Below are 12,853 nucleotides of genomic sequence, written 5' to 3'. Positions count from 1 at the left end.
AATAACAGGAGCGCGATTCAATGGCATCGAACTTTGCGAACGTGGTCGGAGTACTGCCGGTGAAGGATCACGCCGAGGCGGTGGCGTGGTACGAGAAATGGATCGGGCGCGGCCCTGACGTCGAACCCATGGACGGTGTCGCCGAGTGGCAACTGGCCGAGAACGCCTGGATCCAGGTGGCCGTCAATCCCGAGTCGGCCGGCCGGAGCTCCGTTGTGGTCGGCGTGAGGGATCTCGCCAGGCAGTGCTCCGACTGCGCGGCCGCCGGCGTCGAGGTGGGTGAGGTGAACGACTACGGTTTCATCAGGCTGGCCGAGGCGGTGGACCCCGCGGGGAACAAGATCATCTTCGTCCAGGAAGTGCAGCAGGCTTGACGAGGAGAACAACCGTAGATGATCACCTGTGTTGTCGACTACGTGATCGATCCGGCGAAGATCGAGGCGTTCGAGGAGTTCGGCCGGCGCTGGGTCGAGCTGGTGAATCGCCACGGCGGCACCCATCACGGCTACTACCTGCCGAGTGAGGGCGCCAGCGACCGGGCCATCGCGCTGTTCAGTTTCCCGAGCTTCGCGGCGTACGAGAAGTACCGGGAGCTGTTCGGCGTCGATCCGGACTTCATTGCCGCGGACAAGATCAGGAACGACAGCGGCTGCGTACTCCGCTACGACCGGAGCTTCATGCGCCCACTCGCCGAGTGAGGCGGCGGCCGGTCAGAGTGAGTCGTAGTGGAAGCGGGACTTCGCGATGTACTCGCGGTGTTCCTCGGCCCACTGGATCAGGGCTGCGACCTGGCCGGACAGGGTTTTGCCGACCTCGGTGAGCGCGTAGTCGACGCGTGGGGGTGAGGTCGGGGTAACCGTGCGGGTGACCAGGCCGTCGCGTTCCAGGCTGCGCAAGGTGAGGGTGAGCATGCGTTGCGAGATGCCCTCGATCGCCTTGTGCAGTTGGGAGTAGCGCTGCGGCCCGCCGCCCAGCAGATCCATCACCAGGACACTCCACTTGTCGCCGACGCGGTCCAGCACGTCGCGCAACTGGCAGGCCGGGTGGTCCGCGTGGATGGGTGCACGCACATCGGTGTGCGGTACGCGGGCCAAAGTGCCTTCTTTCCGTCATGGGGACAGTCTGAAGCAGACTTCAACGTGCGCACAAGAAGTAACCAACGCACGGACTGTTCCTTACTGAGAAGGAGTACCCCGCTATGCACGCAGTGGCCTTTCCCGCCTTCGGCGCCGAGCTTGCGGCCACCGAACTGCCCGTGCCCGAACCGGGGGCGGGCGAAGTACTGGTTCGGTTGCGGGCCTCGTCGGTCAACGGGTTCGATCTCGGTGTCCTCGGCGGATACCTCCAAGGTGTTTACGAGTACGAGTTTCCCGTTGTCCTGGGCAAGGATTTCGCCGGAGAGGTCGCCGCGATCGGGGCGGACGTGACCGGGTTGGCCGTGGGCGATCACGTGTTCGGCGTCGTCATGCGGCCGACCCTCGGCCAGGGTGGCTTTGCGGAGTACGTCGTGGTCGACGCGCAGTACGCGATCGCCAAGTTGCCCGAGGGACTGGATCACGCACGGGCCGGTGCACTCGGACTGGCCGGTACTGCGGCGCTGAACGCGGTGACCGCGGTCGATCCCGGGCCGGGCGAAACGGTGCTCGTGTCGGGAGCCACCGGCGGGGTCGGCTCGTACGCCGTCCAGCTGGCGGCTGCTCGTGGCGCGCGGGTGATCGCTACGGCGATGCCTGGTTCGGAGGCTGCCTTCGTGACCGCGCTGGGGGCGAGCGTTGCCGTGGATCACGCTGACCTGGTGGCGCAGGTTCGCGCGCTCGCGCCTGACGGAGTACAGGCTGCGTTGCATCTCGCCGGTGATGGTGATGCTGTTGCGGGGTTGCTCGAGAAGGGTGGGCGGCTGGCCTCGACGCTTCACTACAGCCCCGAGGATGCGAGCGAGCTGAAGGTCACCATGGTGATGGCCGATCCGACCACCGCCACCCTGAACGCGCTCGCGGCCGAGGTCGTCGCCGGACGACTGCGCGTGCCGCTGGCCCGGACCTACCGGCTCGCGGAGGCGGCCGGCGCCGTCGCCGACTTCACCACCGGAACGGTCGGCAAACTCGCCATCATGATCTGACCCGCTGGGCAGGTTGAGCGAATGACCGATGCGGCCGAGGAGCTCGCCGATCCTCGGGAGCTGGTGGATGAGACAGACCCGCGAGCTGATCGATCTGCCCGAGGGGGAAGCCGCAGTCGGTCATCTCCGAGGGCATCGGTCAGTTGGCGCCGCAACTGCTGCTGGCGGGCGAGGGCGGCGTACGGTTCGCGGAGGTCCTGCAGCGGGCGGGCATTTCGATCGACCTGGCGCGTGAGTTGGCGATCGCCGAGGCGCGGGAGCAGTGCCGGTGGGTCGACGTCAACGCCGCGCTGATGTTGCACGAAGCTGGTGCGACCGTGGAGGAAACCAGCCGGCCTCCTCTTGGTCGCCGACTATGTCGCGGGAGACCCGGCGAAGTTCCGTCGCCTGCTGACCGAGCAGCTCCGGATGGTCGACCTGAGCGCTCGCTGAGGCTGGATGTTCACTTTCTGTGACACTGGGTACCGGCTCCGTGACGGTAGACGGGGACAGTTGGAGGAATGATGAGTATCGGGGCCGGCATCTTCCTGATCACGGTGGGCGCGATTCTTGCTTTCGCGGTGCGCGACCGCGGCGGCGCTCTCGACCTCGACGCGGCGGGCTGGGTCATCATGCTCGCGGGTGCGGTCGGGATCTGGCTGTCGTTCCACATCACCAACCGCCGCCGGCGCCTGCCGGGCCCAGCGATGGAGGGGCACCGGTCAGTGCGAAGCACCTACGACACCGCGCCCCGAACGACACGGACGGCACCGGAACAGATCGCGCCCGGACGCGAGGCGCCGATCAACCACGTGCCGCCGGTGAGTGGCGAGGTGCCGGTGCACAGCGAGGCCCCGTTCAACAGCGGGGTGCCGGTGGGTGGCGAGGCGGTTGAGGGGGTTACTGAGCGGCATGTGGATCTGGATCCGGCTGCTAGTGGTCTGCACACTCCGGTGCCGAACCGTACGGTGCCGGTGACCTCGCCGGCCCGGGACTCCGGCCAATCGGCCGGATCCCGGGCCCGGCGCTTTCTGCGCCAGCTGAGAAACCGTCACTGACCGACGCGAATCACAGGCTGCGGGCGGTGATGTCGCCGCTGGTGGTGGTGGCGCGGATGGTGAGGGCTGCGGCGGCGCCTTCGGTGTTCTTCAGTGCGTTGTGGACCCGGCCGTTGCTGGTGCCGGCGTCCAGAGTGGCGGAAACCCCAGGCGCAGCGACGATCGTGAGGTCTCCCAGCTGAGTGCGCAGCTCGACCGTGCCGGAGGTTGCTTCGCTGATGGTGATGTCGCCCTTCTGCGTGCTGATGTCGGCGGAACCCGTCAGCCGACCCACGGTGATGTCAGCGGCGTGAGCAGCCAGCCGGATGCCGGCGGCCTCGTCGATCTTGACCGGGCCGTGAGCGCCGTCGAAGGCAACGTCGCCGAGCCGTCCGACCACCCGGAACTCGGCCGCGGCCGTCTTCGCCTCGAGGTGGGAACCGCTGGGGACCTGGACCGTCACCTCGATGGAGCCGGACGGTCCGAAGGTCTTGCCCGCCGGCGCCGTGATCCGCAGTACGCCGTCGCCGAACTCGACCTGGGTCTGCTCGGCCGCCTTCACGTCGCGGCTCTTGGAGGCGTCAGCCGGCCGTACGTCGACGGTGGTGTCGGCCCGGTCGGCGGCGATCACCTGGATGCGTCCGGCAGGGACGTCCAGGACGGCGGAAACAGCGGCGGGGGTGTCGAACTTCTGCATGATGTTCTCCTGTGGTGAGTTCGTTTCTGATACCGGAAACGCTACGTTGCGTTCGAAGATCTCGCAACTACTTCGTTGCGTCCAAATAGCAAACGCGCAGGTCAGAGCCGATATTTCATTGCAATGAGCGTGAATCTAACGCAATGAGGCAACAACTCAACCGTTGCGTTGGCGAGCGGCGAACGCTACGCTGACGGCCTGGACGGGATTCACCGAAGGAGATGGCCGGTGTCGGGAGGCAGACTCACCCAGCAGGAGCGTCAGCAGATCGCGGTGGGGCTGGCCGACGGCCTCGCCTACGCGCAGATCGCCCGGCGGCTCGACCGCCCTACCTCGACGATCACGCGGGAGGTGATGCGCAACGGCGGCCCGACCAGTTACCGCGCCGACCTGGCCCACCGGGCGACCGAACGCCGCGCGCATCGGCGCCGGCAGAGTCTGCCGCCACAGCGGCGGGCGACGGCGCAGGACAACGGCCGTGACGACGAGGCCGTGCGTGAGTACGAGGAGTCGTTCACCACGCTCTTCATGCAGCAGGGCCTGCCCAAGATGATGGCTCGCGTGCTGACCTGTCTGCTCGTCGCGGACGCGGGCGGCCTGACCGCGGCCGACCTCGTGCAGCATCTGCAGATCAGCCCGGCCTCGGTGTCCAAGGCGATCTCGTTCCTCGAGGACCAGGGCCTGATCCGCCGGGAACGCCGCGAGGACCGCCGCCGCGAGCGCTACTTCGTCGACGACGACGTCTGGTACCAGTCGACGATCGCGAGCGCCCGGGGCACTGCCCAGATCGCCGAGATCGCCCGACAGGGCGTCGGCATCCTCGGCCACGGTACTGCGGCCGCCACCCGCCTGGAGAACATCGCCCGTTTCAGCGACTTCATCAGCGAGACCATCCTCCGCGCCGCCCAGCAGGCCCGCGATGTGCTCCACACCAAACCCGAAACCGGCACCGCCGAGCCGAGCCCGGGTGATCTCCGCCGGGACTGATCGGCCAGCGCTGTCATCCGGAGGAGCCGGCCGACGCGTTCAGGGGGTGAGGAAGGGAGGCCGATGAGCGACCTCGAGGATTTCGATGCGTTTGTCAGGGCCCGGTGGACTGCCACCGCCCGGCTGGCGTACGCGCTGACACTTGACCATCAGCAGGCCGAGGATCTGGCGCAGGAAGCGTTCACCAAGCTGTGGTTCCGCTGGCGCAAGGTGCGGTCGGAGAGTCCGGAGGGGTACCTGCGCCGGATCGTCACCACGACGTTCCTGTCCGGCCGGCGTCGCCGCTGGATCGGTGAGCGGCCCAGTGCGACGGTGCCGGACACGGCCGTCGCCGGCGGGACCGGCCAGGTCGACGACCGGTTGGCTCTGTACGCCGCGATGGCGCGGCTCAGCCCACGCCAGCGAGCGGCCGTGTACCTGCGCTACGCCGAAGACCTCCACGAGCAGCAGGTGGCCGAGATCCTCGGCTGCACCGTCGGCACCGTCAAGCAGCACGCCCGTCGTGGTCTCGAGGCACTCCGCTCGAACACCGGCGAGCTCACCACCAAGGGGATCAGATGACCGACCACGACTTCGACGACACCGCCGACCTCGGCGCCCGGCTGACCCAGCTCACCGAGGCCCGTCCCGAACCGCCGGACCCGGCCGCTCCGGTCCGCGTCCGCATCAACCAGCGCCGCCGCCGTCGCGCCGGTCTCGCCTTCGCCGGGGTCGCCGCGGCAACCGCACTCGCGGTGATGACCGGCTCGACCATCGCCGGCGCGCTGTCCGGCAACCGCGAACCAGGCGTCGCAGGCTTCGGCCCATCGACCTCGCAGGCCCCGACGCCAGGCGGCACACCCAGTACGCCGGGCCCGGCAACCGGTACGCCGGAAAACGCCACCGGGACGGCCACGCCCGGAACGGTGTCCGGCGCCCCGACGCCAGGAGTTTCGCAGGGCCCGAGCCGGCCGAGCGTCGATCACCAGAAGGTGCTGCCGCCTCCGTGGTCGGCCAAGCCGTTCACGAAGCTGCCGGACGCCAACGCGTACCGGCCGCGGGCCTACTACATCGCCGAGGGGCAGATCCCGACCGAGCGCTGGGCGTTGCTCGCGTACTCGACCGAGGCCTGCCTGGTCGCCGACGAAGGTGCGCCGAGCAGCTTCGGCGTGCCGCACGTGTGCTTCCCGAAAGCGACGGCGAAGAGCTTCCACGTCGTCCAGGGGCACAACCGGGAGAAGGGCTCAGTGAAGATCGGCCACACCATGGTGATGGGGGTCGCGCCGATCACCGCCAGGAAGGTCCGGATCACCGCCCAGGGTGGCGTGACCCGGCTGGCCGACGCGGTCGCCACACCGTCCACCGACAAGCTGCGGTACTTCGGTGTGGTGATCCCGAGGAACGACCTGCGCGGCGTGACCATCACCCCACTCGATGCCTCGGGCAACGAGATCGCGGTGCCCGCGTCCTGACCGGTCACTGAGTCGGGGGCGCGGAAGGAGCCGGTCGGCGGACCGGCTCCTTTCGCGTGCGCCGGGCGCGACACACTTGCTCTCGTGCCGGACAAGTACGGGTCATGACGTCACCTTCACGTGCTCCGGACCGCGAGGCCCGGTTCGTCGCGCTCTACGAGGCGGTGTACGCGGACCTGGTCCGCTTCGCGCAACGCCGGGCGCATCACAGCCATGCCGAAGACATCGTCGCGGAGGCGTTCCTCGTCACGTGGCGGCGCCTGGACGACGTACCGGAGCAGTTGCTGGATGCCCGTGCGTGGCTGTTCGGCATCACCCGGCGCACGGTCCTGAATGCGCGTCGCGGTGCCGAACGCCAGCAGGCTCTGGCCGTGCGCCTCGCGGAAGTGGTACCGGCGCAGTCCGAAGGTGACGCCGAGTTGGTGGCCCGCCAGGTCGATCTGGCGGCTGCCTGGAACAAGCTGTCGGCCGTGCATCAAGAGGCGCTCGCCCTCGCAGTACTGGAGGACCTGGCGGCGCCTCAGGCCGCGTTGGTGCTCGACATCTCGCCCGTCGCGTTCCGGCTGCGGCTCAGCCGCGCCCGGCGGGCCTTGCGCGCACACCTCGGCCATCTCCCCAAACCCGCGCCCGCCGCCGCGGCGTCGACTCAAGAAGGGCACACCTCATGACCCGCATCGACGAACTCCACGTCCTGAAGACCCTCGACCCCGCCGCCGCGGACATCGACCCGCAAAGCGCCCGAGCCCAAGCCGACCTCCAGCGAATCCTCGCGACCGAGCCTGTACTACGGCCCGCGCGGCTCGCGTCACCTACGAAGATCCGCCGCCGGGTGGCATGGGGCACCGGCCTGGTGGCTGCGGCGACCGCCGCTGCGATCGTCGTGCCCTCACTCATGGGGGGTGACGAGGCGTTCGCCACCTGGACGGGTGATCCCGCCGGAATGTCTGCGAAGCAGAGAGCCGATGCCTCGGCCTCGTGTCGCCAGCAGCAGAAGGGGTTTCCGGAGTACAAGGACGATCTCTCGACGGCGGTCACCGCGATCTCGGAGCGACGCGGTCGCTGGACGCTGGTGGTGCTGTCGGGTCGGGATCGCTTCGCCGCGCTCTGCGTCACGGACGACTCGAAGCACTGGTTCCGGGACATGTTCGGCTCGATCGGACGGGCCGCCGTCACCCCACCGGCACCCCGCGGACTTGCTGCCACCGACCTCGGAGCAGGCGCGATGAACGGGAAATTCCTGTCGGTCGCCGTCGGCTTGGCCGGGTCGGAGGTTGAGGCCGTCACCTACACCAGCCCGCATCGCGGCAAGGTCAAGGCAACCGTTGCCGGCGGCCACTTCGCACTCTGGCTACCGGGAAACGATCTCGAACACGCCGCCCAGCGAGGCGCCCCGGTCCAGGTGACCTACCGAGACGGCACCACCGCCACCGTCCTACTGAAGTTCTGAGCCGGCCGTCAGCCAGGTCGATGCCTGGGGGGCGATGAGGTGGGCGAGTTGGTCGGGGGTGTCGCGGGCTATCAGGTGGCCGGCCGCGGGTAGGTGGGCGATTGTGAGGGTGGGAACGGCTGCGTGGAAGTGGTCTGCTTCGGGGTCGGTCAGTGGGGAGGTCGGGCCTGCTCGGATCAGCATGATCGGCAAAGCGAGGCCGGCGGCTGTTGCGAGCAGGGCCGGGCTTTGCTTGAGGATGTCGTCGACCAGGTCGGAGCTGTGGTGGCGGAGGCCGCGGTCGTCGAGCCAGGCGCGAACGCGCGGGCCGTCAGGGTTCGGTACGACGTCGACGAGGATCAGCCCGGCGACGGCTTGTGCCGTGGCCGGGTCGGCGAGGGACGCGATGGCGGCCAGCCCGCCGAGGGAGGCGCCGACCACGACGACCGGTCCCGGTTCGCGGCGGATCATCGCCGTCACGTCCGCCGCGATCGGGTGAAGCGCACTTGCCTCTCCTGAACTGGCGCCGTGACCGCGCAGGTCGTACGCCACTGTCCGGAGCCCGCGCCGGTTGAGGATGTCGGCGATCGGTGTCCACACACTGCGTTCTTCACCACCGGCATGGAGCAGCAGGACAGTCGGCCCGGTCCCGGTCGCCGTACCGCGGAGCCGCGCGTCGCCTCGGGCAAGGCTGAGCTCAGTCATCGAAACTCCTCACCCCTCAAGGTAAACGTGTCTACCTTGAGAGGTCAAGGTAGACCCTCGTCGCCAGGGTGTGCAGCGTCGCCCGCTCGCGCGCGGTCAACGGAGCGAGCGTTGCCTGTTCGGTTTCCCGTACGACGTCCTGGGCAGCGGCGAGCAGGCGGCGGCCCTTGGCAGTGAGGGCGATCTTGTACCGGCGCCGGTCGGTCGTGTCGCGTTCGCGGGACACCACCCGGCGCTCGATCAGCTCATCCATCAGCCGGACCATGTCGCTGGGGTCCATCCCGAGTCCGGCGGCCACCACGTTCTGCGCGACCGGCCCGTGGGCCTCGAGCTCCACGAGGGCGGCGAACTGCCACAGGGTGAGGTTGTGCCGGGCGGCCAACTGGTCGGCGATCGCCCGCCGGCTTGCCACCGCCACCTTGTGCAGCACGAACGTGGTGATACCCGCGAGGGCCGACGGTTCCATCGCACTATTGTAGGGTGAAACCAATCGTTGGTGATCACCCGCTATGAGGAGTTGTGATGGACGCGCTCTATCCGCGCTTGCTGGTCGGCGACTTCCCGGCCGCGGTGGAGTTCTATCGCGCCGTGCTCGCGGAGTTGTTCGGCGTGCAGCCGGTGAAGGTGGTGGCCGAGGCAAGTTACGCGAACTGGGATCTCGACGGGCAGACCGGGCTGGTGCTCTTCGGGCGCTCAATGATCGCCGGAACGGTCGGCACCGCCGACTTGCCGGTCGAGGCTCCCGCCCAGGACGCCGCGATGCTGGTGTTCAAGGTCGAAGACGTCGACACCGCGGCCAAGACGCTCGAGCGGTTCGGCGCGACCCTCGTCGTACCGGCGCAAGATCGTCCGCAGTGGGGCCCGACGCTGCGCACCGCGCACCTCCGCGACCCCGACGGCAACCTCCTGGAACTCCAGTCCTACTGATATCTGTTGCTACTTCAGGCGAGTGAGAGTGCCGTCTGGTTCTACTTCGATCGTGGTGACGGTGGTGCCGACGGTGAGGTCGATCAGGAACGTCGGCCCTGACCGGCGGGTCTTGAAGCTGACCGCTGTCGCGGAGCCGGCCGGGACGATGACGGACAGGATGCTGGCCGAGCGCCCGTTGCGGTGGAAGCTGACGACCGGGGCCGGCAGTCGCTGCGTGATCTTCGGGAACTGCCAGCCCTGGATCGGATCTTCCTTGCCCTGGTCAACCGTCACCGAGTCGGCCGCAAGCTGTTCGGAGTACGGGATCTGCAGCAGCACGGTTTTCACGGTGTCGCCGGGCTTCTGCGCGACCACGGTGCTCGGGGAGGAAACGGCCACCTGCTGGCCGGCCGGCAGGTGCCACAGCGTCTGGAACGCCTGGTCGTTCTCCGAGGTGGCGCGGTCGAAGGCGACGACCACGTCCGGGTCCTTGAGAACAAGGAGCGAGCGCTTGCGCGTCATCCCCGGCGCGGGGACGTCGGCGAGGTCGTAGAACTCGGATGTCGGCTCGAGCCTCGAGCGGACCAGCTTGCTCTCGGTCTTGTGCTCGGTCATCGCCGGGCTCGCCAGCACGTTGTGCGCGTACTCGCTCTTCACCCAGTCACGCCACTTGTCGTTCTTGTAACCGGCATGGCCGCCGTCGACCAGGATCGGCCGGCCGTGTGAGGTGTAGGTGATCGACAGATGGTCGTCGTGCCCGTGCAGAGTCCGGGACCGCCCGTACCTGATGCTGTACGTCGACTCGTCCACGAACCGCCGCTTCTCGCCCCACCCGGTCCGGCCGAAGATGTAGCCGGCATCGAAGATGCCCACCCGCTGGGTCGGCCGGACTCCCTTGCGGCCCAGCGATCCGGCGAACTCGAGCGGGGTACCGGGGATCGGCACGGCCTGGACGTCCTCGGAGTCGCCGAGCTGGTGCAGACGGCCGAGCGAGTTCGTGGCCAGCGCGAGCCAGTTCGTCAGCAGTCTGCGCCGTTCGGTGATCGTCGGACCCGGGTCGACGCCGCATTCCTTCATCGCCTTGACCGCCCGGCCCCACAGGTACCAGTTGAACTGGGCGTACGCCGTGGACTGCTCGTTGGTCGACCCCTGCTCGTCGATCGCCTGGACGATCGCGGTGGTCAGCCGGCGCTGGGCCAGCTGCTTGAGCGGTTCGCGTTGCAGCGTGCACCCGATCCCGAACATCGCGATGCTCTCGTCGGTGCCATGGTTGCCCTCGCCACTGAAGTTGATCTCGAGGAACTTGGCGTGGTCCAGCAGGGACCGGTCGATCCACGCGTAGGAGGCAGGCAGCGTCTTGACCTTCAGCCCGGCGATGATCGCCTGCCGGGCGCAGATCAGCACGTTGGTGCGGTGCATCGTCGACTCGTGCGCGCCGGCGTTGACCTTCCAGTCGTACGGGTTGTCCTTGATCCAGTCCTGGAGGATGGTCGTGACCCGGGCCATCGCCTGCTTGTCACCGGCCTTGGCGGCGTCGATGCCCCGCCCGAGCCAGCGCAGCGAGTGGAACCACATGTACCAGCTGGGCTGGGAGTAGGGGTTCGCGCGCCAGTCGATGTCACCCTTGCCGTTGCCCACCTGGTACGGCGGATGCTGGCTCCACTCGAACGTGTCCTGGTACAGCCGCGGCAGTGGATTGGCGTTGTCGATTCCGCTGTACCGCGGACACACGTACTTCGCCGCGGCCACTTGGCCGGGCTTGACCAGTGTGGTCGGCCCCGTGGCGCTCGGGATCGCCTTGCTGCCGAGCCGCGGAGCCTGCGCGGCCCCCGGACTCCAGGCGTGCTGCGGCGACACGATGACGGTGACCAGCACGATGACGACGACGATGACTCCGGCCGTCAGCAGCGGAAGCCACTGCCTGCGGGTGAGCCGTCTGCGGCGATGGCTGATGCTGCTGCCAGGGCGGGGGCTAGGGCGTCCGGTCGTCATTCGTCCTCACTCGCGATCGGGCCTCGACCTTTCTGGTCTAGACCGGTATTTGAGGGCGGGCGTCCCCTGGGAAGGTGCTCTGGTTTTTCAGTCGCTCAGTGTCCGCGGGCGGATGCGGGGTTCCAGCCGAGTCGCCGGGCTGTGCGTCTCTACGGTGTAGATGTCCGGAAGTGGCAGATTTGTTGACGCGAATCGGTCACGAAATCGGAAGGCCGCCGGACGACAGCGAAAACCCGGCACGCCACACAGGCGTGCCGGGTGATGAGATCGGCAATCTTGTTGTCAGAGGCCCGCATCGGTCCGTCCCCCCAGCGTCGGTGTCTACCCCTTAATGTCCGGGGAGGCCGGGAAGGTTGCCGTGCGGGCGAAAGAAGTTTTTCCGGACTGTCAGCTCCGGATGCCGTAGAGGTGGTCCAGGGCGAGCTGGTCGAGGTGCTCGAAGGCCATACCGCGGCGGCCGGCCTCGTCGGGGTCGAACTCCTCGGCGCGCAGGGTGGCGACGGTTTCACCGGCCGCGAGGCTCGGCTGGGCGAGCTGGTCCAGGCGGGCGTCGAGCAGAGCCTGCTGGACCTCCGGGTCGGCGCGGAAGGCGCGGACCTTGGACCGGAGTACCAGGTAGTTGTGCATGCAGCCGGCGGCCGACGCCCAGACGCCGTCCATGTCCTCGGTCCGCGGCGGCTTGAAGTCGAAGTGCCGCGGGCCGTCGTAGCCACCGTTCTCGAGGATGTCGACGGTCCAGAAGGCGCCGCGGGCGTTGCCGGCACCGAACCGCAGGTCCTGGTCGTACCGCGGGCCGTTCTGCCCGTTCAGGTCGGCGTGGAAGAGCTTGCCGTGCCACAGCGCCTGGGCCAGCCCGTGGGCGTAGTTCAGCCCGGCCATCTCCTCGTGCCCGACCTCGGGGTTGAGGCCGACCCGCTCGGAGTGCTCCAGCGACTCGATGAAGGCCAGCGCGTGGCCGATCGTCGGCAGCAAGATGTCACCACGCGGCTCGTTCGGCTTCGGCTCGATCGCGAACCGGATGTCGTAGCCCTGCTCGATCGCGTACGAGCCGAGCACGTCGAAGGCTTCCTTGTACCGGTCGAGTGCGGCCCGGACATCCTTGGCCGCGCCCGACTCGGCGCCCTCCCGGCCGCCCCACGCGACGAAGGTCTCGGCGCCGAGCTCGGCGGCCAGGTCGAGCTGGTCGGCCGCCTTGCGGATCGCGAACCGGCGGACGTCGCGGTCGTTGTTGGTGAAGCCGCCGTCGCGGAAGACCGGGTGGGAGAACAGGTTGGTGGTCACCATCGGGACGGCCAGGCCGGTCTCGTCGAGGGCCGCGCGGAACGGCTTCAGGTGCGCGTCCCGTTCGGATGGCGAGGCGTCGAACGGGAACACGTCGTTGTCGTGGAACGTGATGCCGTACGCGCCCAGGTCGCTCAGCCGGTGCACCGCCTCGGCCGGGTCGAGCACCGGCCGGACCGCGCCGCCGAAGACGTCGACGCCTTGCCAGCCGACGGTCCACAGCCCGAAGGAGAACTTGTCGGCGCGGGTGGGGGTGAAGTCAGACATCAG

The 12,853-nt window shown here is 68.5% G+C and carries 16 protein-coding genes; 10 read left to right on the top strand and 6 right to left on the bottom strand.

Annotated elements, in window-relative coordinates; all coding sequences use genetic code 11:
* Positions 1–20: 20 nt before the first annotated feature.
* Together AB0F51_RS26775 and AB0F51_RS26770 are read left to right on the top strand one after the other, a co-directional pair.
* Entirely contained in the window at positions 21–374 is a 354-nt protein-coding gene (locus tag AB0F51_RS26775) for a hypothetical protein (RefSeq protein ID WP_360284345.1), read from the top strand.
* Positions 375–392: 18 nt separating this feature from the next.
* Positions 393–698: an NIPSNAP family protein gene (locus AB0F51_RS26770; RefSeq protein WP_360284343.1), complete on the top strand. Its 306-nt coding sequence runs from the start codon at positions 393–395 to the stop codon at positions 696–698.
* Positions 699–710: 12 nt separating this feature from the next.
* On the opposite strand, the gene AB0F51_RS26765 is transcribed toward AB0F51_RS26770, so the two are convergent.
* The gene (locus AB0F51_RS26765; RefSeq protein ID WP_360284341.1) at positions 711–1,070 is read right to left on the bottom strand and encodes a helix-turn-helix domain-containing protein; all 360 of its coding nucleotides are present in this window, start codon (positions 1,068–1,070) and stop codon (positions 711–713) included.
* Between the two features lie 128 nt (positions 1,071–1,198).
* Here AB0F51_RS26765 and AB0F51_RS26760 point away from each other — a divergent pair, with 128 nt between their 5' ends.
* Both AB0F51_RS26760 and AB0F51_RS26755 read left to right on the top strand, forming a co-directional pair.
* On the top strand, positions 1,199–2,119 hold the full coding sequence (locus AB0F51_RS26760; protein ID WP_360284339.1) for an NADP-dependent oxidoreductase: 921 nt from the start codon (positions 1,199–1,201) through the stop codon (positions 2,117–2,119).
* 500 nt (positions 2,120–2,619) lie between these two features.
* Positions 2,620–3,156 carry a DUF6458 family protein gene (locus tag AB0F51_RS26755; RefSeq protein WP_360284337.1) on the top strand — a complete coding sequence of 179 codons (537 nt, stop codon included), beginning with the start codon at positions 2,620–2,622 and terminating at the stop codon, positions 3,154–3,156.
* Positions 3,157–3,166: 10 nt separating this feature from the next.
* Here the strand turns inward: AB0F51_RS26755 and AB0F51_RS26750 are convergent, their stop codons facing one another.
* A complete protein-coding gene (locus tag AB0F51_RS26750; RefSeq protein ID WP_360284335.1) occupies positions 3,167–3,832 on the bottom strand; it encodes a DUF4097 family beta strand repeat-containing protein in 666 nt (221 codons plus the stop codon).
* Positions 3,833–4,060: 228 nt separating this feature from the next.
* On the opposite strand from AB0F51_RS26750, the gene AB0F51_RS26745 reads away from it, so the two are divergent.
* The 5 genes from AB0F51_RS26745 (at position 4,061) to AB0F51_RS26725 (ending at position 7,717) form a co-directional block, all read left to right on the top strand.
* Positions 4,061–4,819 (top strand): helix-turn-helix domain-containing protein, encoded by a 759-nt coding sequence (locus AB0F51_RS26745; RefSeq protein WP_360284334.1) that lies wholly within the window; start codon positions 4,061–4,063, stop codon positions 4,817–4,819.
* 63 nt (positions 4,820–4,882) lie between these two features.
* Positions 4,883–5,380: a SigE family RNA polymerase sigma factor gene (locus AB0F51_RS26740; RefSeq protein ID WP_360284332.1), complete on the top strand. Its 498-nt coding sequence runs from the start codon at positions 4,883–4,885 to the stop codon at positions 5,378–5,380.
* Entirely contained in the window at positions 5,377–6,270 is an 894-nt protein-coding gene (locus tag AB0F51_RS26735; RefSeq protein WP_360284330.1) for a hypothetical protein, read from the top strand. The genes AB0F51_RS26740 and AB0F51_RS26735 overlap by 4 nt, the downstream gene beginning before the upstream one ends.
* Positions 6,271–6,374: 104 nt before the next feature.
* Positions 6,375–6,938, top strand: a complete 564-nt coding sequence (locus AB0F51_RS26730; RefSeq protein ID WP_360284329.1) for a sigma-70 family RNA polymerase sigma factor — start codon at positions 6,375–6,377, stop codon at positions 6,936–6,938.
* Entirely contained in the window at positions 6,935–7,717 is a 783-nt protein-coding gene (locus tag AB0F51_RS26725; protein WP_360284328.1) for a hypothetical protein, read from the top strand. The genes AB0F51_RS26730 and AB0F51_RS26725 overlap by 4 nt, the downstream gene beginning before the upstream one ends.
* On the opposite strand, the gene AB0F51_RS26720 is transcribed toward AB0F51_RS26725, so the two are convergent.
* Both AB0F51_RS26720 and AB0F51_RS26715 read right to left on the bottom strand, forming a co-directional pair.
* A complete protein-coding gene (locus tag AB0F51_RS26720) occupies positions 7,703–8,401 on the bottom strand; it encodes an alpha/beta hydrolase (RefSeq protein ID WP_360284327.1) in 699 nt (232 codons plus the stop codon). The genes AB0F51_RS26725 and AB0F51_RS26720 overlap by 15 nt on opposite strands.
* 31 nt (positions 8,402–8,432) lie before the next feature.
* The gene (locus tag AB0F51_RS26715; RefSeq protein ID WP_360284326.1) at positions 8,433–8,867 is read right to left on the bottom strand and encodes a MarR family winged helix-turn-helix transcriptional regulator; all 435 of its coding nucleotides are present in this window, start codon (positions 8,865–8,867) and stop codon (positions 8,433–8,435) included.
* A gap of 56 nt (positions 8,868–8,923) precedes the next feature.
* Between AB0F51_RS26715 and AB0F51_RS26710 the strand changes: the two genes are divergently transcribed.
* Positions 8,924–9,328 carry a VOC family protein gene (locus tag AB0F51_RS26710; protein ID WP_360284325.1) on the top strand — a complete coding sequence of 135 codons (405 nt, stop codon included), beginning with the start codon at positions 8,924–8,926 and terminating at the stop codon, positions 9,326–9,328.
* 9 nt (positions 9,329–9,337) lie between these two features.
* Here AB0F51_RS26710 and AB0F51_RS26705 read toward each other — a convergent pair whose 3' ends face one another.
* Positions 9,338–11,302: a heparinase II/III family protein gene (locus tag AB0F51_RS26705; protein ID WP_360284324.1), complete on the bottom strand. Its 1,965-nt coding sequence runs from the start codon at positions 11,300–11,302 to the stop codon at positions 9,338–9,340.
* A gap of 387 nt (positions 11,303–11,689) precedes the next feature.
* Positions 11,690–12,850 carry a xylose isomerase gene (gene xylA, locus AB0F51_RS26700; protein WP_360284323.1) on the bottom strand — a complete coding sequence of 387 codons (1,161 nt, stop codon included), beginning with the start codon at positions 12,848–12,850 and terminating at the stop codon, positions 11,690–11,692.
* Positions 12,851–12,853 lie beyond the last annotated feature (3 nt).

The sequence above is a fragment of the Kribbella sp. NPDC023855 genome, from assembly GCF_040639475.1.
GTDB lineage: Bacteria > Actinomycetota > Actinomycetes > Propionibacteriales > Kribbellaceae > Kribbella.
Note: the sequence above shows the minus strand (reverse complement) of the source record. Positions and strands in the feature narration are given on the sequence as shown.